Source organism: Serratia sp. DFXYC6 (genome assembly GCF_057196085.1).
Window position 1 is genome coordinate 332,143 of the sequence record NZ_JBXUNV010000004.1, and the last position, 19,180, is coordinate 351,322.

General features: G+C 53.1%; 18 protein-coding genes. 5 read left to right on the forward strand and 13 right to left on the reverse strand.

Annotated elements, in window-relative coordinates; genetic code table 11:
* Positions 1 to 42: 42 nt before the first annotated feature.
* From AC2CGQ_RS20570 to AC2CGQ_RS20580, 3 genes are read left to right on the forward strand one after another with little or no spacing between them, the layout of a single operon-like run.
* Positions 43 to 1,329: a hypothetical protein gene (locus AC2CGQ_RS20570; protein ID WP_015376773.1), complete on the forward strand. Its 1,287-nt coding sequence runs from the start codon at positions 43 to 45 to the stop codon at positions 1,327 to 1,329.
* Complete coding sequence (locus AC2CGQ_RS20575) at positions 1,326 to 2,501, forward strand: hypothetical protein (protein ID WP_484593841.1); 1,176 nt, start codon at positions 1,326 to 1,328, stop codon at positions 2,499 to 2,501. Before AC2CGQ_RS20570 ends, AC2CGQ_RS20575 begins: the two co-directional genes overlap by 4 nt.
* A 16-nt stretch (positions 2,502 to 2,517) precedes the next feature.
* A complete protein-coding gene (locus tag AC2CGQ_RS20580; protein ID WP_004940661.1) occupies positions 2,518 to 3,222 on the forward strand; it encodes a hypothetical protein in 705 nt (234 codons plus the stop codon).
* Positions 3,223 to 3,288: 66 nt separating this feature from the next.
* On the opposite strand, the gene pqqE is transcribed toward AC2CGQ_RS20580, so the two are convergent.
* The 8 genes from pqqE to AC2CGQ_RS20620 all read right to left on the reverse strand — a co-directional run bounded on the left by pqqE (position 3,289) and on the right by AC2CGQ_RS20620 (position 9,760).
* Positions 3,289 to 4,425 carry a pyrroloquinoline quinone biosynthesis protein PqqE gene (pqqE, locus tag AC2CGQ_RS20585; protein WP_033634064.1) on the reverse strand — a complete coding sequence of 379 codons (1,137 nt, stop codon included), beginning with the start codon at positions 4,423 to 4,425 and terminating at the stop codon, positions 3,289 to 3,291.
* Positions 4,418 to 4,696 (reverse strand): pyrroloquinoline quinone biosynthesis peptide chaperone PqqD, encoded by a 279-nt coding sequence (gene pqqD, locus AC2CGQ_RS20590; protein WP_484593842.1) that lies wholly within the window; start codon positions 4,694 to 4,696, stop codon positions 4,418 to 4,420. Before pqqD ends, pqqE begins: the two co-directional genes overlap by 8 nt.
* Complete coding sequence (pqqC, locus tag AC2CGQ_RS20595) at positions 4,696 to 5,451, reverse strand: pyrroloquinoline-quinone synthase PqqC (protein WP_085058685.1); 756 nt, start codon at positions 5,449 to 5,451, stop codon at positions 4,696 to 4,698. The genes pqqD and pqqC overlap by 1 nt, the downstream gene beginning before the upstream one ends.
* Positions 5,452 to 5,460: 9 nt before the next feature.
* Positions 5,461 to 6,372: a pyrroloquinoline quinone biosynthesis protein PqqB gene (gene pqqB, locus AC2CGQ_RS20600; protein ID WP_484593843.1), complete on the reverse strand. Its 912-nt coding sequence runs from the start codon at positions 6,370 to 6,372 to the stop codon at positions 5,461 to 5,463.
* A gap of 58 nt (positions 6,373 to 6,430) precedes the next feature.
* Positions 6,431 to 6,508, reverse strand: coding sequence for a pyrroloquinoline quinone precursor peptide PqqA (gene pqqA / locus AC2CGQ_RS20605; RefSeq protein WP_004930284.1), 78 nt, complete (start codon positions 6,506 to 6,508; stop codon positions 6,431 to 6,433).
* A gap of 104 nt (positions 6,509 to 6,612) precedes the next feature.
* Positions 6,613 to 8,037: a glucose/sorbosone family PQQ-dependent dehydrogenase gene (locus AC2CGQ_RS20610; protein WP_004930281.1), complete on the reverse strand. Its 1,425-nt coding sequence runs from the start codon at positions 8,035 to 8,037 to the stop codon at positions 6,613 to 6,615.
* A 165-nt stretch (positions 8,038 to 8,202) separates the two neighbouring features.
* Entirely contained in the window at positions 8,203 to 8,826 is a 624-nt protein-coding gene (gene ycaC, locus AC2CGQ_RS20615; protein ID WP_015376766.1) for an isochorismate family cysteine hydrolase YcaC, read from the reverse strand.
* 475 nt (positions 8,827 to 9,301) lie between these two features.
* Positions 9,302 to 9,760, reverse strand: a complete 459-nt coding sequence (locus AC2CGQ_RS20620) for a helix-turn-helix domain-containing protein (protein WP_088382037.1) — start codon at positions 9,758 to 9,760, stop codon at positions 9,302 to 9,304.
* A 445-nt stretch (positions 9,761 to 10,205) separates the two neighbouring features.
* Between AC2CGQ_RS20620 and AC2CGQ_RS20625 the strand changes: the two genes are divergently transcribed.
* Entirely contained in the window at positions 10,206 to 11,174 is a 969-nt protein-coding gene (locus tag AC2CGQ_RS20625; RefSeq protein ID WP_004930273.1) for a helix-turn-helix domain-containing protein, read from the forward strand.
* A 60-nt stretch (positions 11,175 to 11,234) separates the two neighbouring features.
* Here the strand turns inward: AC2CGQ_RS20625 and AC2CGQ_RS20630 are convergent, their stop codons facing one another.
* Complete coding sequence (locus AC2CGQ_RS20630; RefSeq protein WP_166444885.1) at positions 11,235 to 12,332, reverse strand: hypothetical protein; 1,098 nt, start codon at positions 12,330 to 12,332, stop codon at positions 11,235 to 11,237.
* 564 nt (positions 12,333 to 12,896) lie between these two features.
* Between AC2CGQ_RS20630 and AC2CGQ_RS20635 the strand changes: the two genes are divergently transcribed.
* Positions 12,897 to 13,094 (forward strand): hypothetical protein, encoded by a 198-nt coding sequence (locus AC2CGQ_RS20635; RefSeq protein ID WP_243750852.1) that lies wholly within the window; start codon positions 12,897 to 12,899, stop codon positions 13,092 to 13,094.
* 93 nt (positions 13,095 to 13,187) lie between these two features.
* Here the strand turns inward: AC2CGQ_RS20635 and AC2CGQ_RS20640 are convergent, their stop codons facing one another.
* From AC2CGQ_RS20640 to AC2CGQ_RS20655, 4 genes are all read right to left on the reverse strand, one after another.
* The gene (locus AC2CGQ_RS20640) at positions 13,188 to 13,406 is read right to left on the reverse strand and encodes a TM2 domain-containing protein (RefSeq protein ID WP_004930265.1); all 219 of its coding nucleotides are present in this window, start codon (positions 13,404 to 13,406) and stop codon (positions 13,188 to 13,190) included.
* A 456-nt stretch (positions 13,407 to 13,862) separates the two neighbouring features.
* Positions 13,863 to 14,642, reverse strand: a complete 780-nt coding sequence (locus AC2CGQ_RS20645) for an alpha/beta hydrolase (RefSeq protein WP_072010129.1) — start codon at positions 14,640 to 14,642, stop codon at positions 13,863 to 13,865.
* A 2,192-nt stretch (positions 14,643 to 16,834) separates the two neighbouring features.
* Positions 16,835 to 17,266, reverse strand: coding sequence for a reverse transcriptase domain-containing protein (locus tag AC2CGQ_RS20650; RefSeq protein ID WP_484593864.1), 432 nt, complete (start codon positions 17,264 to 17,266; stop codon positions 16,835 to 16,837).
* A gap of 872 nt (positions 17,267 to 18,138) precedes the next feature.
* Complete coding sequence (locus tag AC2CGQ_RS20655) at positions 18,139 to 18,345, reverse strand: hypothetical protein (RefSeq protein WP_484593844.1); 207 nt, start codon at positions 18,343 to 18,345, stop codon at positions 18,139 to 18,141.
* Positions 18,346 to 19,180 lie beyond the last annotated feature (835 nt).

Below are 19,180 nucleotides of genomic sequence, written 5' to 3' on the forward strand. Positions count from 1 at the left end.
CAGGGATGAATTTTCGGGCCACGCCCACTGACAGGGAATGACATGCAAACCCAATTTTTTAATGTGACCGTCGAACAATGCGCCTGCCAGCAGACGGCGCCCGACAATCTGGTGAGGATCATCGCCTCCGGCCAGACGTTCTTTTTTTACCGCGACGACTTCAGCGACAGCGAAAATCTGCTGGCCAGGCTCGCCGCCGGCGATCGGGTGAAGATCGGTGCCCACCGCCTGCAAGACGGCAGCTACTGGCTGCACTGGCTGCTGCACGGCACGAAAGGCCGGCTGGAGCCTGACAGAACGCTGAAATACAAGCTGAAATACTTCGCCCTGCTGCTGCTGGGCGCGGTGCTGGCCGGCGGTTTCCCGGCGGCCTTTTTCATCATGGACGGGGAAGATTCCTGGCTGACCATCGTCCTGTTCTTTATCGCCATCATCGCCGGCCTTATCGGCATCGGCATGGCGCTGTTCGTCGGTTCGGAGCTCCTGCTGATCGGACACCGCGGCCGCAGGCGCCTGCTCCGGGCGCTGGATCGCGTGCTGCTGGGGCAAGACGTCACGCCGCCCGGCTCGCTCAGCCTGAAAATCCCCGGCATCAAATACCGGGCCGTCCGCGCAGACGCTGTGCCGGCGACCGCACCGCTGCAGACCGCGCCCCCTCTCCCGGACGGCGTCGAGACCTCCGGCATCGAGACGGTCAACGCCCTGAACTACGAACTCTGCCACTATGAGATCCCGCGGCAGGTGCAGTATTTGGATACGTATGCGTGGCGTCAGAAGGAGACGCACTTCGCGTTGACGACCCGCGCGCTCAATGTCCCCAATACCAAACTGCATCCGGTATTTCGTCGGCAACATCCGCTTTTCATCGCCAAAGGCGATCCGCTGCAGGTGCTGTATTGCGAGAACGACGTCATTCCCGAGTTGCCCAAAGTGCGTGGGATCATCAATCATCGCGATCGCCAAACCTATCTCATCGGCGGCAGCCGCTACTTCACCGAAGCCGGTCTTAACCTGTGCGCGCGCGTTGTCTTCATTTTTGGGGCAATCGTGGCGTGTTTTGTACTCGGCATGATGGTGGTGGATAACGCCGATACCCCGGCCGGCTTTCACCTGGATGCCTGGACCCTGAAGCGTCTCGGCAGCGAATTGCCGCCGATTATTCTGCTGCTGATGCTGATGGTCAGCGGCCTGGCGCTGTTGATCGAGGGGTTCGCCCAGATCTGCCGCCTGTACTCTTTTGACCAGCACCGCACGTTTAAAACGTTTAAATACCTGAGAAATCTGCGCCGCAGTTTATGGCGGCAGGCTCAGGTGACGGAGCTGAAATGATGACGTTAGCGCTTTATAAAAGACCCCTTATTATCCTGACGCTGTTTTTGGCCAGCGCGCTGGGCGTCTATTTGCTCGCCCCTGAGCAACGCTATGCGCAGTGGCAATGGACTCAGGGCGACCAGGCGTTGCCGACGATAGCCCGTTACGATCTCATCCACAGCTACCCGGTGCAGGACGGCGCCCTGCTGCTCACCAGCAAAAGAAGTGAAGACCGCGCGTACAATAGCTTTTACGGCTGGGCGGCCAACTACCTCAGCCAGGTGCTGTTTGCCGGCCCAAAAGGGTTACAGATGCTGGGGGAACTCGACGACTTGATCCATGATGCGGTTTGCGGCGAGCAGGAGTGCGTGCTTTTTCTCTCTAAGGGCCGCAGACTGGTTGATGTGCAACGGGGCACCATCGGGGCGCTGATCCCCTGGCCGGAGGGCGACGACAACCGGCCTTCCTTTGTCGGCGGCAAACTGGTGGCGCAACCGGGAAAACGCGCGCTGTATCTCATCAGCACCGAAGGCGTATTCTACAGCCCGGACTTCGGCGCCCATTGGCGGCAGACGCTGGATCTGCCGGCGCTGCTGGACGCGCGGCAACTGCTGGGCTTTGAGCGCGGCGAGGAGGACTCACCGACGGCTTACGCCTCCGGTAAGCGCAAATCCGTACCCGAGATCTTCACCGCCGTTGATGGCGATCGCGTGCATTTCTGGATGAACCCGGTGCTCGGATCCGGCGCGTTACACATCGCCGTTAACGGTAAAACCGGCGAGGTGATTGAACCGCATTGGCTGCTGGTGCGCGTGGAGGAAAGCGCGCAGGCTCCGGATGGCGGCATCTACCTGATCGCCCAAACGCTGGACAGAGGAGTGTATCAGCTTCTGCGTTATCAATCCGACGGGCAGTTGAAGGTGCTGCTGGAGACCGGCGATAAATCGCTGTATCAGCTCTGGGCGGGCAACGATAAGCTGGTCGCCCAAACGGATAACGGCGATGCCCGTCTTTCGCTGATTTTCGATCTGCGCTCATCCGAAGTGCGCTACCGACAGCCGTTGGAGTACCGCTACAACGGGCGCGACGACGCACGCCAAACCGTGATCGAACCGGAAAGCCACTATGGCGATGACGGGGAGACCCCGGCGCTGCCCTACTTCATTCGCTATCGCTCCACCACGCCGTGAACATAAGGAACTTGCCATGCTGTTAGGTTATGGCGCCGGCGTCGCCGGCCTGCTGGCGCTGTTATTGGCCCTGCTGCTCGCCGGCATCCTGCTCGCCTGGTGGGGCTGGAGATATGCCGCCGCCCGCTGCGGCCGCCCGCGCCCGCCGCTTTCCTGGGGCGGCTATCTGTTGGCCTCGGCGCTGGCGATCTACCCGGTAGCGTTCGCGCTGATGCTGATCGACATTGCCATCCAGGATCTCAAGAGCCAGCGGGCGGAAGAACGCTGGAATCGGCGCAGCTACCTGACGCTCGAGGCGGCCAGGCCGTTCGGCGAAATCACCCTGCCAAAGGGAAGCTGGGTAAACCGGCAGGAGCCGCGCCAGCCCGGCACCGAAGACAGCCCCATCACGATGGACGGTGTAACCGCCGTGCGCTTCCCTCAGCCGCAAAGCGTGGCCGGCGTGCCGATCATCGCTTTTGAGGTTTTACCGCCGGTGATGGAGCTGGCAGATGCGCATACCTTCACCCGTCCAACCGGCCAAAGGGCGCACTGCGAAGCCGGTTGGCTGGTCTCTTTCTCTTTGCCGTCGGATCAGCCGACCCCGCAGTGGGAGGAGTGGCAGGCCGGGCTGCCCGCAGCGGCGTTTCGGCCCAGCGGCTGGCTCTTTAAGGAGTGCTTCTCCGGCAGCCCTATCGCAGTACTGACCTTGCAGCACGGCGAAGTCAGGGTGCTGCCTTAAGCGTTAGACCGTGGCGTAATTTTCAAAAGGCCGTTCCGGCAGATCTCAGTGAAGACAGCACCAACGCTATCCCTTGAAGATCAGTCGGGAGTTGGTCTGATTGCGAAAGCGCAGCTGATCGATACCGATCTGCGAGCGATTCGCCGCTTCACGCGCCGCCAGAATGGTGCCGTGGTGCGGCGATTTGCCGCACACCGGGTCGGCGTTGTCGGCGTTGCCGGTCAGCATGAACGCCTGGCAGCGGCAGCCGCCGTAGTCTTGCTCTTTCTCCGAACAGGACCGGCAGGGCTCCGGCATCCAGTCATAGCCGCGATAGCGGTTAAAGCCGAAGGAGTGGTACCAGATATGCTGCAGATCGTGCTCCAGCACCGACGGAAACGTAATCGGCAACTGACGGGCGCTGTGGCAGGGTAACGCCATGCCTTCCGGCGTCACGCTCATGAAGATGGCACCCCAACCGCCCATGCAGCCTTTAGGCCGCTCCTCGTAGTAATCCGGCGTGACGAACAGCAGGTTGGCCAGTTTGCCGTCGGCGGCCATGCGCTCGCGATAGCGTTTCACCACCGCTTCTGCCTCGGCGATCTGTTCGCGGGTCGGCAGCAGCCCTTCGCGGTTCAGGTGCGCCCAGCCGTAAAACTGGCAGGTCGCCAGCTCGACGTCGTCGGCATCCAGCTGGATCGCCAGTTCGATGATGCGGTCGATCTGGCCGATATTATGGCGATGCAACACGAAGTTGAGCACCATCGGGTAGCCGAGCGCCTTGACCGCCCTGGCCATCGCCAGCTTCTGCTGAAACGCCCTGGCGGAGCCCGCCAGCGCGGCGTTCAGCGTTTCGTCGCTGGCCTGAAAACTGATCTGAATATGATCCAGCCCGGCGTCGGCGAAGGTTTGCAGTTTCTTCTCGGTCAGGCCGATGCCGGAGGTGATCAGGTTGGTGTAAAACCCGAGATCGCGCGCGGCGGCGATCAGTTCGGGCAGGTCTTTACGCACCAGCGGCTCGCCGCCGGAGAAGCCGAGCTGCACGCTGCCCATCGCCCGCGCCTGGCGAAACACCTCGATCCACTGCGCGGTGGTCAGCTCTTTTTCCTGCGCGGCAAAATCGAGCGGGTTGGAGCAGTACGGACACTGCAGCGGGCAGCGGTAGGTCAGCTCCGCCAGCAGCCAGAGCGGCGGATTCACCGCCGGCGCACGTGGTTCAGTCACGGAAGGTCACCCATTTTTGTTCGTAGGCGCGCTGGAAAAACTCCAGCACGTCGTCCGCCAAGCCTTCGGCGCCGGGGAAGCGGGCGTTCAGCTGCGCGATGATGCCGTTCAGCGTGGTGTGGCCGTCGACCAGCTGCAAGATGGCGGCGGCGCTGTCGTTCAGCTTGGCCATGCCTTCCGGGTAGAGGATCACGTGGCTGTTTTGCACCGGCTCCCATTGCAGGCGGTAGCCGCGGCGGAAGGCGGGGGTGTGTTCAGGATTCAGCGTCATTACACCAGCCTCTGGTTGTGCCAGACCCGCGCGGCGGTCACGCTGTGGTAAGGCGGGCGGTTCAGGGTATAGGCCATGCTCATGGCGTCCAGCATGCTCCACAGAATGTCCAGCTTGAACTGCAGGATCTCCAGCATGCGCTGCTGTTTTTCAACGGTATCGCAATAGTCCAGCGCCAGCGCCAGGCCGTGTTCCACGTCGCGGTTGGCCTGGCCGAGGCGGCTGCGAAAATAGTCGTAACCGGCGGCGTCGATCCACGGGTAGTGCTGCGGCCAGCTGTCGAGGCGCGACTGATGGATCTGCGGCGCGAACAGTTCGGTCAGCGAGCTGCAGGCGGCTTCCTGCCAGCAGGCGCGGCGCGCGAAGTTGACGTAGGCATCCACCGCGAAACGCACGCCGGGCAGCACCCGCTGCTCGGATAGCAGGGCGTCGCGCTGCAGCCCAACCGCCTCGCCGAGGCGCAGCCAGGCCTCGATGCCGCCTTCGCTGCCGCCGTAGCCGTCGTGATCCAGGATGCGCTGCACCCATTTGCGACGGGTTTCCGGCTGCGGGCAGTTGGCCATGATCGCCGCATCCTTGATCGGAATGCTGGTCTGATAGTAGAAACGGTTGGCCACCCAGCCCTGGATCTGCTCACGCGTCGCTTCGCCGTTGTGCATCGCGATGTGATACGGGTGGTGGATGTGGTAATAAGCGCCTTTGGCGCGCAGCGCCGCTTCAAATGCCTGCGGCGTCAGGGGGCGTGGTTGCGTCATGGCGATTCCCTACAGTTCGATGTTCATGCCGTCCCAGCTCACTTCGATGCCGGCGGCGGTCAGGCTCTGCCGTTCCACGGAGTCTTCATTGAGGATCGGGTTGGTATTGTTAATGTGGATCAGGATCTTGCGTTTGGCGGGCAAGGCGCTGAGCAGGGCCGCCAGCCCGTGCTCTTCCGCCAGCGCCAGGTGCCCCATGTCCTTGCCGGTATTGCGCCCCACGCCGGCGTTGGCCAGCTCGTTGTCGCGCCACAACGTGCCGTCGATCAGCAGGCAATCCGCCCGGCGCAGCCAGGGCATCAAGGCCTCGTCCGGCTCACCCAGGCCCGGTGCGTACAGCAGACCGGCCCCGCGCGCGGTATCTTCGATAAACAGCGCCACGTTGTGGCCCGGCAGCGGGCGATCGCGGTACGGCGAATAGGGCGGCGCGTTGCTGAGCAGCGGAATGGCGGTGAAGCGCACGCTTGGACAGACCGCCGTGCGGAACGGTTCGCCGGGCGTTACCGGGTGATGAATCAACCCGCCGTTCCAGTGAGAGAGCATGGGAAACACCGGGAAACCGGTGCTGAGATCGTCATGCACTTCAGGGGTGCACCAGACGTGGTGCGGGCAGCCCTCACGCAAATTGAGCAAGCCCGCGCAGTGATCGATCTGGCTGTCGGTCAGCACGATCGCGCCGATGCCGGTGCCGCGCAGCACGTCGGGATTGTTCAATTCGGGCGAGGCCAGCAGCTGATGGCAAATGTCCGGGGAAACGTTGCACAGCACCCAGTTTTTACCGTCATCGCTGACGGCGATGGAGGACTGCGTGCGGCGCGTGGCGGTGATGCTGTGGTCGCGAACGCCGCGGCAGTTGTCGCAGTTGCAATTCCACTGGGGAAAGCCGCCGCCCGCTGCCGAGCCGAGAACTTTTATCTGCATGTCTGAACCAGAAAAAGAGGGAAAGAAATGCCCGCGCGAAAGGCGGGCAGACGGGCGATTAACGGTTGGAAATGTACAGCGTCACTTCCAGCCCCAGACGCAGGTCAACAAACTCAGGTTTTTGCCATAACAGCATGATGTTTACCCTCTTTATGTAAAGTAACGGCAGCTAAGCCAAAAAATCCGTTCTATTCCGGCTCAATTCAGGGAGATATCATCAGATATCTCCCTTATTCACGACTACTGCCCGGTATATTCAAAGACCAGAATCGAACCGGGGTTGCTGTGATCGTGCGTAGGATGGTTGGTTTCATCCATAACGTTGCCAAAATTATCTGTCGCTACATAGATTTTCCGCGTATCAGGGCTCACCAACACCGTACGGTAACGATTCGCGGTGTGGAAATATTTAATCACATCCCCCTGCACATCCTTCTTATCCGCATTTAACGGCACTCGGTACAATGCCCCCATTTTCATGGAAGTGATAATAACCGAGTTGCGCCAAGCTTTTATCACGCCATTCTCAGGATAATACGCAATGCTGGAAGGCGCGATTGTCGGCCAACACATATAGGATGAATCGCCCTGACAACTGGCGTTGTTATAAGTAAACCCTTCTCTTACGGTAAAGAAGGTTTTCAACGGCGCTTTGAAATCAGGTGCGCTCCATTCGGTCTCTTTCTGGATCGGTACGCCCGCCGGGATATGGTTCGGATCCCATTGCAGAGACGGGCAATTTTTAGCCTCGGAGTAGTTCGCGTAAACATATGCTTGATCGTCGCGATAGCCTGCGACATGAGGCCAGCCATAGTTGCCGCCGGCTTCGAGGATATTCAACTCATCGTCGGATGAAGGCCCTTGTTCTGTGGCGTACAGCGTATTGCCGACGAAAACGAGACCTTGCGGATTACGGTGACCGTAGGTGAAAAGATGGCTTTTTATCCCGTGAATCACCGGATTATCACTTGGAACAGTGCCGTCGACATTTAAGCGAATGACTTTACCGGCGTAAGAGGAATAATCTTTTTTAGCCAGCTCGGCTTCGGTCGGGATTCGCTGAGCGTCAATTTTCTTGCAGAAATTGGCACCCTGGTTGTGGCCCTGCTCGCCGATCGTGTAATACAACTTGCCATCAGGCCCAAAACGCAGGCGCCCGCCGTTATGATCGTTGCCTGCCGGGAAACCCGCCAGAATTTCTTTCTCATTCCCCAGTTTTTTGGTTTTCTCGTCGTACTCGAAACGGACGATTTTTGCGTGCTCGTCATTGCCATTCATATAGGTATAGGAGGCGTAGACATAGTTATCCCCTCCCGGCTTCATGAAGTTCGGGGACAGCGCCAGCCCCAATACCCCTTCATGCTGCGGCCCGACATGCACGCCGTCAATCTTGATCGCCACCTGCTTTTCACCCGTTTGCGGGTTGATACGAACGATTGACGCAGCCTTGCGCTCCGTTACCCAGAGGTCGCCATCTGGCCCCCAAATCATGTCCCAGGGCGCATCAAGCCCATTAATCAAAACATGGGCCTTGAAAGGTTCTGCCGTTTGAACAACCGCTTGTTCCCCTTTCGGCGAGTGAGAAGCATCCGCCGCATAGGCCATACCGCAGGTCATCAGAGATATGGCAATCGCGTTGAACATCACACTGAATTTGTTATTCATAATTTCCCATCCTATGCCCAGAAACTTTTATGGATGAATATAAAGAAAAAAGGCCTGTCGATTTAAGCTCAATCACAGAGCTCTGCGATAAGGGAAAAAACACTAGCATGATGCAACGCAACACATGCATCATGCCAAATATATGCAAAAAAGAGCGTTAGAAGATTACTTCTCGCTCATTTTATTAAAGCTGGTAATCAGATTTCTGTAATCTGGGATATGTGCTGAGAACAGCGCGCCCAATCCTTCAATATCATTACGCCAATCACGGTGCAATTCACAGGCAACGCCAAACCAGGTCATTAACTGCGCGCCAGCCTGAGACATTCTGTCCCATGCGGAGTCACGCGTAAGTTCATTGAAGGTGCCTGATGCATCAGTCACGACGAATACATCAAAGCCTTCTTCCAGCGCCGACAGCGCAGGGAATGCGACGCAAACCTCCGTAACGACCCCGGCGATAATCAATTGCTTTTTACCGGTAGCTTTGACGGCTTTAACAAAATCTTCATTATCCCAAGCGTTGATATTCCCAGGGCGAGGAATAAACGGAGCATCAGGATGGATCTCTTTTAGCTCCGGCACTAACGGGCCGTTCGGGCCAACTTCAAAACTGGTTGTTAACACCGTAGGCAGCTTGAAATACTTTGCTAAATTAGCCACAGCCAGGACATTATTTTTAAATTTATCGGGATCGATATCACGAACGAGAGAAAGCAACCCCGTTTGATGGTCGACCAATAGCACAGCGGCATCATTTTTATCAAGGCGAACATATTTCTTTGACATATCTCACTCCTTTAAATGGACCGAACGGACCGGGTATAGAACTACAGCGCCAAGACCAGCTTAAAGATGACAAAGCATAGAATAAATTTTAGTCTCTTTCAGCAGAGAAGCAAATTGAAGGCACAAAATCGGAATATTAACAAAAAGCTGATTAAATAAGCCACTCCATCAATCATTTACCTCCCACCTGAAACAAAGCTGGCTTGTCTTGTGAAAAAAATCTTAAAATAAATCAACGTTTTCTTATATAACCAGGGGGGACTCACAGCTCTTAAAACCCGGTAAAAATTGGAAAAATATTTAAAAAAATCAAATTTTTACCTTTCCATGATCGCCATGTGCATTCCACTGTTTTCAGTCTAATGGAGAGCGTCCTTTTTAATAGGGTTAAACGTGCCATTTTTTTTGCTCAAAGTGACAAGGCATCAAAAGCAAAAGGGGCAATCACCAGACGCCAATTAAAATTAGAATTTAACTATATTAATAATTTACGCATTCCCTCCATGACAGAGACCCGCATGGCGGGATTCATGGCGATCGTTGAACAGTAGCTGTTATTAATCAATGCCGGAAAAGAAACCGTGCCGTTTCTGCTTAGCCGACGAATAACACCGGGTGAAAGCGTGAATGTTTTATCAATCACTCGGCTAAATGCCTGTTGACTATTGAAGCCTAACATAAAAGCAATATCAATTATTGGTATATCTGTTTCCGTCAAAGCATAGTACGCAAAGAGCGCCCTTCTCTCCCTGACATAACCGCCCAGATTGATACCGGCTCGCATTTTAAACACTCGCTGCAGATGCCATTTAGAATAACCTGACTTTCTGGATATGGCATCAATACTCAAATCCCCACCTAAGTTATTATCAATCCAAATAATAATTTCTCGAACGACGCGCTCGCTGATCTTTCCGTTAAATTCGTCAGACATTTTCTCCCTCCTCATTTAATTAACTTCATTGCACAAATAACCAATGGCAGAAAAAGAATGTGCTGTCAAATTACCCCGCAACCTGTCACTCACAGCCAATTGAGTGGCATCCAAAGCAAATTCCGGTTGAAATAATTATCATCACGGCGGTTTACTTAAGCCCCTTAAAACAATCCCCTTTGTATTACATAAGAGAATTTAATGACATCAGAAACATCATCTGATAAATCCCCGTTCAAGCGATGCAATCAACTATAATTTATGATATTTACATCTTAAGAAGGAACCTATCTCTTATCATTATAGGATGATGACTTACGGCACAGAGGAAAAGGGCTGTAACTTTAATAAAAGACAATAGGAACATTCCCAGTCAGACAGTCATTTTTTAGGCAATGTGAGAAAAATAAACGTTAACGGACAACGTAAAATGGAGAGCGGTGCAATGCGAAAGGACAAGTCCTCCTTATTTAACTGGTCAACTGCCGGCATGCTTGCAGAAGAGCGGCTGAGTGAATTTGATCGCCTGCTGAAACAAAGCCTGATCAGCGTTACAACCACCATCGACGATCACTCCCGCTTCTGGTGCCATCTGTCAACGCTCAAGGCCGGGCAATTCTCCATTACTGACATTAATGGTTCAGCCAAACGCTCACAGCGCGATAGAAAGAATATTCTACGTAGCGCCAGCGACGAATACCACCTCGTGTATGCCGGCGCCACATGGCGATTTATCAATCGATACGGCCAAGAGATCACCGTGCCTGCGGGCAGCGCAATCTTGCTCGATACGCGCAAGGAATATATTTCACTTTTGCCGGAGGGTTTCCTTAACCGCACGCTGGCGTTGCCTGCTGAGTGGCTCAACACCTGGGTCGCCAATCCCGAAAAAATGATCGAACAAAACCTGAGCGAGCTTTCAGGCTGGGGGAAAGTATTAGCCGCCTATCTGGAACAGATTTCTCCGCCTTATCTGAGCACAATCGACTTTCAACCGCCAATGATATTGGATCAAATCGGCATGCTGCTCTCGCTGCTCTATCACGATTTGGTTAGCGAAGATGCCTTGTCCCGCAAATTTAGCCGCGATAGAAATTATCAGAAAATCGTGGAAAGTCTGCATCAAAGACACATGAATTTAGTTCTGACCGCAACGGATATCGCGCGAGAGGTCGGCATTTCAACCAGAACATTACACCGCGTGATGGCCAATCAAGGCACCAGTTTCGGCCAGGCGTTAATCAACTACCGCGCCAACTCCGCATTACGTATGCTCAATACCGAAGAATTTGACGAACTCTCCATCGCAGATATCGCCAAACGGGCAGGCTTTGTCGATGTTTCACACTTCAATCGCGTGTGTAAAACCTATTTTGGCGAGTCTCCCGGCAAGATCAGGAAGAAACGCCCTTAAGCGAATCAAAATGTGAGCATTAACGCGCGCCTTGCAGGCCGGCGAGCTCACCATCTTGCATTACGCCGTAGCGTTGGGCAGGCGCACGGTCACGCGGTTATTGGCCGTGGGCAGCTGCAGCGGCGCTTCCTGCCAGCTCACCGCGATAACCAAGACCGGCGGGGCCGGCACGCGCGGCTCACGCCCGTCGGGCCCCACGCTGTAGGCATCCCATTCAATCACGAACACGCCGCCGTCTTGCGGTTCAACTCGTTCAACGAAAAAGGTGGTGTCTGAACCACGCCCACCTGCAGGTTTGTGCGCATAAGAGAGCAGGCAGAACCACTCGCCGGCGAAATAGAGGTGGTACAGGCCATCCACGATATGCTCGCCGCGGAACTGGCAACCGCCGACGCTGAAGGCATCACCCGCCGGGGATTCCGCCACGCGTTCGAGATCGCACACGAAGCGATCGGTCGGCCGGTTATCCAGCCACAACGCATAAGGCGGTGCGTGCAGCAGCGCGGCGGGATCGTCTGCATAGCGCAGATCGGGCGGCAACATCAAACGCGCCGCCAGCGCGCGGCCGCTGGGCAAGGTGATCTCCAGACGATCCGCCGGTTCCTCTATCCACTGCGGCACCCACAGACCGCGCACCTGCCGCAACGGCGTGGCCTCCACCTGCCGACACTTCGCCCGCAGCCGCGCCAGCGCCTCGGCGGAACCGGCGGCTAAGGCTCCCTGCTCACGATCGGTCAGCGCGGGCAGCGCGTACATCACCCGGGCGGCAGGCTCGTACACCGTCAGCCCCTCTCCCTCGCGGCTGCGGGTCGGGATCAGGCGCAACCTGCCGCCGTCCACGTCCTGCGGCTCGGCACAGGCGCCATGCACCATCGCCCCGTCGCGCAGCAGCAGCGTCCAAAAACTGGGGCCGCCCATGCCCAACTCCCCCACGCCGCCTATCTGCCGGTCACAGTCACCGGCGTGCGCCATTTCAATCGGCTGCGAACGCCAGTCGGTCTTGCGCCACTCTGCCACCTCTTCGGGGTCTTGCGCGCCTTTAGCGGCGTACTTCGCCCATTGCAGCACGGCAAACAGCGCGATGCACAGCACGCCGACAATCGGGTGATCCTGCCAAATCAACACCCAACCGACGATCAAAAGGGCCCAGGCGGCCATGGCGATATCCTTTTCCAAGAGAAAACCGCCTGATTCTAGCGCAGGAAACGCAAGGGGTTGAAGCCTATGCCATGAATAATTAGCCGTTAGATAGAAAGGTAGTAATTTCAGCATTATTTCTGTGACTATGAAGATCACATAAATAACGCTTCACAGAGTGCTTTTAACGTAAAAAGATAACTCCCCGCATTTCAATATAACATTTACTCCTTGTAAAAAACTGGAAAATGAAAGCGAAAAAAAACCGCAATAATTTGTACACACTCCAATCATTGACTATGTTTAGATATACTATTTACATGTATCCAAACACACGCAAGCACACTTGCAGAAATTTAAAAATTCCGTTTTTATCGGGCGATAAAATATTTCATCAACAATATTCTGGGGAGCGACGATTAAAATCGTTACAGGCATTATCCTTATCTCTGTGGCCGCCTTTAGCGGCGCGTCCTACGTGGCCGATGCAGAACCCACTACCGGCAGCGCGGAAGTAATGCCGGAACACGCGCACGCCGTGATGGAAAATGGCAGCCCGGCGCCGCAGCACGACGTCGCCGGCAAATGCCGGAGTCGAAATATATCGGCATGAAGGTCAAAACCGATTACACCATCAACAGCTGCACCATGATGATGTCGGCCAAATCGATGTTCCCAGCGCCAAACAACAAACAGCCGATGGAACTGGCGACCGATCTCACCGCGCTGGGCCTGGCGGATTATGATGGTCAACCCGCGTGCTCTCCAGTTCGAATAAAATGATGAGCAAAGAGACCCACGGTAAGATAATGATAAAAAACAGTAATGGAATGAAAGACGGCGCGTCCCTTAACAGGAAGCACCGTCATAAAAGCATTAAATCAGGCCAGAATTGTATTTCTGGTTGAATTTATCTTCCGATTGGAACAGATAAATAATGCCTTCGATAAAGCCGACAATCGCCGGGATCCCCGTCCAGCAGAACAGCAGGTAGAACAACCCCCACCACTTCATGCCCAGGTAAAACTTGTGAATGCCCAGCCCACCCAGGAAGATGGCCAGCAGGGCCGCCGCGAGCTTGTCTTTTCTGCTCATAGTGCACTTCTCCTTACTTCTCACCGAACCACCGGCATGTCCAAAAACGGATGCCGCGCCACAGAGCGCCGCATCGCAATGCTTGAGGAGGAAAACATTCACCCATCAAGGCTCAACAGGAGTAATTATAACAGTGATTAATTAAACGGTTGTTTAACCGGGGAAAGGCAGGCAAATGACGTACGGCAAGAGGAGGAATATTCCTGCGGCGAAGGCTCAATGCTTTAATATCTTTTTGTTTTTAAATTAAATAATTCGCATACATTCATGACTATCACGCCAGCCGTTGACGCCGCGCTAAGCGTGTTGCCTCTTCGGGGGCCAGATCCCTGTCGACTATTTTATTTTCCCTGGTGACTTCCCACTGGCAATCTAGGTGACTCGCATTGATAGGATTCGCAGCGTCAGCCCGGACTAACAGCAATAAAATCGATCTTGAATAACGCGATGTCTATTCTAAAGCCCGTCATTCTGGGGACGATGCCCAGCGATCAGGTTTGCCACCTGTGCATAATCCTTAATAACGCCGGGATGGCGCCGCCCGGTGCAAAAAACAAAGCTACAGCGCTGTTCATTACCGATCAACTTCTCCGCCAGATTTCTGGCTCGCAGATTAGGCGTGGCGTTCATTCTAAGGATCTGCATTTTCTCTGTTTCATTACTTTGGGGATGAAGTTTTTCTTCATACTCTCCCACCATCAGCGTGACCTGATTGACATGCTCATCAATGGTTAACTTGCCGTCAGGAATCAACGCCCCATTGCCCCACCAAATGGATGGGCTGGCCGCTAAATAATTTTGAAATGCATCAGGATGATTAAACAGGGTATACAACACAAAATGACCACCATGCGAGTGGCCTGCCAGCGTTTGCTGGTCTACGTTGACAGGATAATGCGCTTCGATCCATGGTTTAACGCATGCGGCAATAAATTGATAAAACGCTGCCGCTCCGCCCCCCTCCGCAAACTCTTTCTCTCCTGAGGGAACCGTATAATCACGGGTTCTTGCCTTCAAGATATCCACCCCGTCTTGATAGCCAATGCCGATATAAAGAATATCCCCATCGCGTTTTCTGTTGTTACGTTCCGTCACGACCGAAAACTGGGAGTTAGCATCCAAAAGATACAGCGGGTTCAAATTACCGCCAGTCCCCCTGCGGTGAGAGATAAAGACTCTGTATCTTTGACCATTAAAGACAAAGCACTTCGTTCTTGAAATTAAATCTTCACACATAACAACCTCACTTGTTTAAATGAATTAATCGCGTCAATGCCTTTCTTCTCAGATAAGAAAAAGGCGGTGAGGTCCCAACGTAGCAACGCATATTCCCGTTTACGACGTTTGTGTGTTGTGCGGTTTATGGCACACAAGCCCAGGCATTGCATCATGCACCGGATTAATGGGCTTTAGCGTTGCGGCAGAGTCGGTGACGGAGCGTACGAAAGGAAAAGTTAAAAAATGAGGTGGTGCCGATAATAGGAGTGGTGAAGATACGACATTCAATTGATATATAAGATATTTTTAATTAAAAATTTTGATACTATACACCATGCTATACACAAACAACTCCACGAACAATTCTTACTCAGCCTCTACAAATCGGCACTGACATGAAAAAGATTTATCGAAAACATGTCACAGTTGTCACCATTAAATAATGTAATTTTAAATTATATTGTTATATAGAAAATGGTTAGTTCATACTATATAGAGAGCTTCCAGCATATATTCCTGAGCTGATCTCTCGTAAAATTATATTCACCAAGTACCAGCTCATCGCCATTCCGAGTCTGTGAAGCCGGACGTACCGGCATGTCACATGGCCCGCAGCCGGACTCACACAAAACACCAACAAATTGAAAAATAAAGATTAATTTATAAAAAATAATACATATGCCCCTTTTTATGCCCCCATTGAAAGTTTTGCTCCAAGCACAGGCAAAGTTCCAACCCGCAATTTGGAACTTATTTACAATCTCAGTCCTATCCGGAGCAGAACTGAAATTTAAATGTATACCCCTTCCGAACACTTCTTTTAACAAATTTACACCACACTCTCGAATTTACTTCTGCAAGAAAGATTTACAGGGAAACCATGCGCACTGTTCACTCATGAAAAATATATTTTTAAAACAAACGTTTAATCAAAAAGCACTCATCACTCGACCATGCATCACTGTGCATGTTATGTGATTGTTCAGAATCCATAGAACTAACAGCAGTCCTTTATAGGTTATAGGGCAAGACTCTAGTATTATCACCATGACAATTGACCCATACATTCTCTTTTGAATGTATGGGTATCTCATCGGATACCGAACATTTCCTATACTACATCTCCTATCAGCCGAGTGGAGCATTGCGAAGAGATTATGGGTAGAACACCAGTTAACCCTTCGGCCCGTACGCCACCATTTCTCAATCCACCTCCACGCCATTCTGCTTACTCCGGATAGTCCAAATCCATGGCTATCTAGGAGACGTGATCCGAGCTCGTACTTGCGATTTCAGACAAATAAGGGGGTACCCACCTCGTTTCATGTATGAGGCCGTTAGCACATCCTTGTTCTATCCCGGATTGTCAGTCCCATTCAGCAACCAAAACGAAGGATCCGGCGTACGCTCCAGCCGAGGCACCGGTTGTATCAATCGTACTCTTGACCTGGAACGTGGTTGTGGGGTTTGGGATCACGATGGTCGATGACTCCCCCCCCACCGTTACCGCTGAGGCTATTTCTCTGTTCCCGTCGGACATCTTGATACTTCGAGGCCCGGTCACCCGCACGTTCGTCATCCTGTTGCATGAAATCTCCGCGGTAATTTCAGCCACGGACTGCCCACCACCCGCGACCATGGTTTTGTGTTGCATGACCGGCGGGACTTTCATTTCACATCGTGTAAGAACGGGCCTCATTGCGCATGTCCCTCCCAATTCTGTATTCGCCACCCATCCCCACGGACTACCATTCCCGGCGTGTTCCTTCGTAAACGTTTGTATCACCGTACACCGGTCAGGAGTTAGTCCTGCAATACTTACAGTCCCGCTATCATAAGTAAGGTTCCTTTTCGGTTGAGCAAATACCCCCCTAGCGGTCGCGCGCGTGTAGTCGTTTACCGGTGCGCCCCAGCAACCGGTCGATATATTACTGTAGCACGAGGTTCTAAACCGTACCCACCGATAGGGACTCGTTTGAATATAGGTAACAACCACTGATGCCACACCTGGATTCCCGTTCGCGCTCCCATAGGCGATTTCCGATTCAGCAACAGACGCCCCTGCCACCGCGGTCACACCGGCAGCCTTAACGGCCTCCCATCCAGCCACTTCTACCACAAGCGCCCACGAATACATTGTCCACATCCCCAATATCAGTACCAGCACCTTAATTATCATTTCGCGGTAATCCCGTTCAGTTGAGGGGGGATCATGGCAACATGCCATTTCCCCATATGTTCCACCGTGTTTCATACGCCCGCAGCCGCGCCTCAGAATCTGCAATTGACAGCCCCCGTCGACGGGCCTGTTCGTAAAGTCGCAGGCGCTTTATTCGGTGATTTTCTATCGCGCGTGGCGCAATGGTGCTCCCCGTGGGGGTAAACCACACGCCCAGCCAGTCAAATCCATGTTCAATTCTCCCCAATTGGGTTTTATCCGGGTGCGTTTCAAAGCCCGCCAGATTGAAATATTGATGTAATTGCTTAACGCAGCGCCGCAGTTGCCAGCGCGTGCGGGCCAGCAACACAAAGTCATCCATATACCGCACATAGTAGATCCCCTGCTGCGCGGCAAAATGACTGTCCACGTGGTGCAATAAACTGGCACCAATCATCGGACTAAGGGCACAATAGTGACAAATGCAGTGCTACGGGGTAAATATCTCGCCGCCATCCTCAATGCTGTAATACAAATACTGCGCGATAAGATAGGTTAGCGCCGAGGCTTTGGCGTGCTGTTGCACCAGACTCAGCACCTGCGCCTTGCGGATATGGCGATAATACCCACGTATATCCGTCCGATCACAGGAGTGATAATTTTAATTTATCATATTGATATTAAATAAATTTTAATCAAAAAATTGTTTTTATACACCACACTATACACAAACACCTCCACGAAGAATTTTTACTCAACCTCTACAAATCGGCACTGACATGAAAAAGATTTATCGAAAAACAGGTCACAGTAGTCACTGTTAATAATGTGATTATAAATCAGAACATTATATAGGGAATGGTTAGTTCAATGTATGCATAGCCGTTCACTTTTAGAGAGTTTCCAACATACGTTCCTGAGGTGATCTCTCCTAAAATCAGATCCACCGAGCACCAGCTCATCGCCATTCTGAGTCGGTCGAAACCAGTCGCACCGGCATGACACACGAATCCGCGGCCGGACTTAAACAACCCCAACAAGTTGAAAAATAAATACTAAATTATCAAAAAGAAGGCGTTTTCCCCTTTTGATGCCCCCAGAGAAAGTTTTGCTCCAAGCACAGGCAGAGTTCCGATCCGAAATTTGGAGCATATTTACAATCTCGGTTTCCTTTCCGGATCAGAACTGAAATACAAAAGTATACCCCTTACGAACATTTATTTTTACAAATTTACACCCCACTCTCGAGCACACTTCTGCAAGAAAGATTCGCGCGGAAACTATACTCACTATTCACTCATTAGATTTATTTAAATCAAACAATTAATTTAAAACTGCTCATCACTCTACTATGCATTACTGTGGACGTTGGGTGAATGGCCAGAAATCAATAGAACTAACAGCAACCGTATACAGATATAGGCCAAGACTCAGCCATTGCCACCCCACGTAATCAGCACGTAATGTATTGGCACTGTAAATTTGGCCACCACGCATGTTGACATTCTCACCAGATGAATCAGGCGATTTATGAACAAGAAAAATTAAACGTACTTCAGCCATAGGTTCCAACTGGAACGCCCCTAGATGATAGCGACACCATTATCGGCAATCGGGTTAGGTGATGATTGTCGGCGCCACTACGCTCGCTAATGTGGTAGCGCCAGCTGAATCCAGGCGTCAGGGGATCACACCCTCTGCGGCCCCATTTCCAGGTGCATCTAGCACCGTATTCGTTCACTATTAGCAGGCTCGCCGCCTCGGTGCAGATACGATATTAAAAAAGCCTAACAGGTTTTTGGTGTACGCAATTCAACGTCTGACGCGCTTATCCATTAATCTCGGCCAACCAGCTGTCACCCTTTGCTCTGCGCTGGAAATATTGCGTCAATCGGCGCAGAACTCGCATCAGCCATTGGTCATTTCTCGTAGCCGGTATCTATACATAAACCGGATCCCTCACGGGGCCCCTAAATCACTTCGGCTTGACCCCCATACTGTCAGCATTTTCAAGAAGCGACTTAAACAAGCCGACGAGCCGCCCCCATTCGTTCTACTTCAGAGTCTTCTTCAGTTGACCCTTTGTGACCATGCTGTTTTTCAGTCCTTACACTCAATCCCACGACGCGATGATTACCTTAGAGCCTTTATACGCACCCGGTGCAGTCCCGGTCGAGTTAATAACACTAACTACCTTCTCCATGAAGCCCGGTGATGCAGTAGTCACAATCGACCCATTGCCCACCCCCCCCACGTATATCTGTGCCGTCACTCTAGCCGATGCAGTATTATCCTGCAGCTCCATGGTGGTCCCATCTACCAGCAGTTTCACCGACGCGGTCCCGCTACACACGCCCCGTATCTCTCCATAGGCGGTAGACCGTACGCTCCCGCTGTT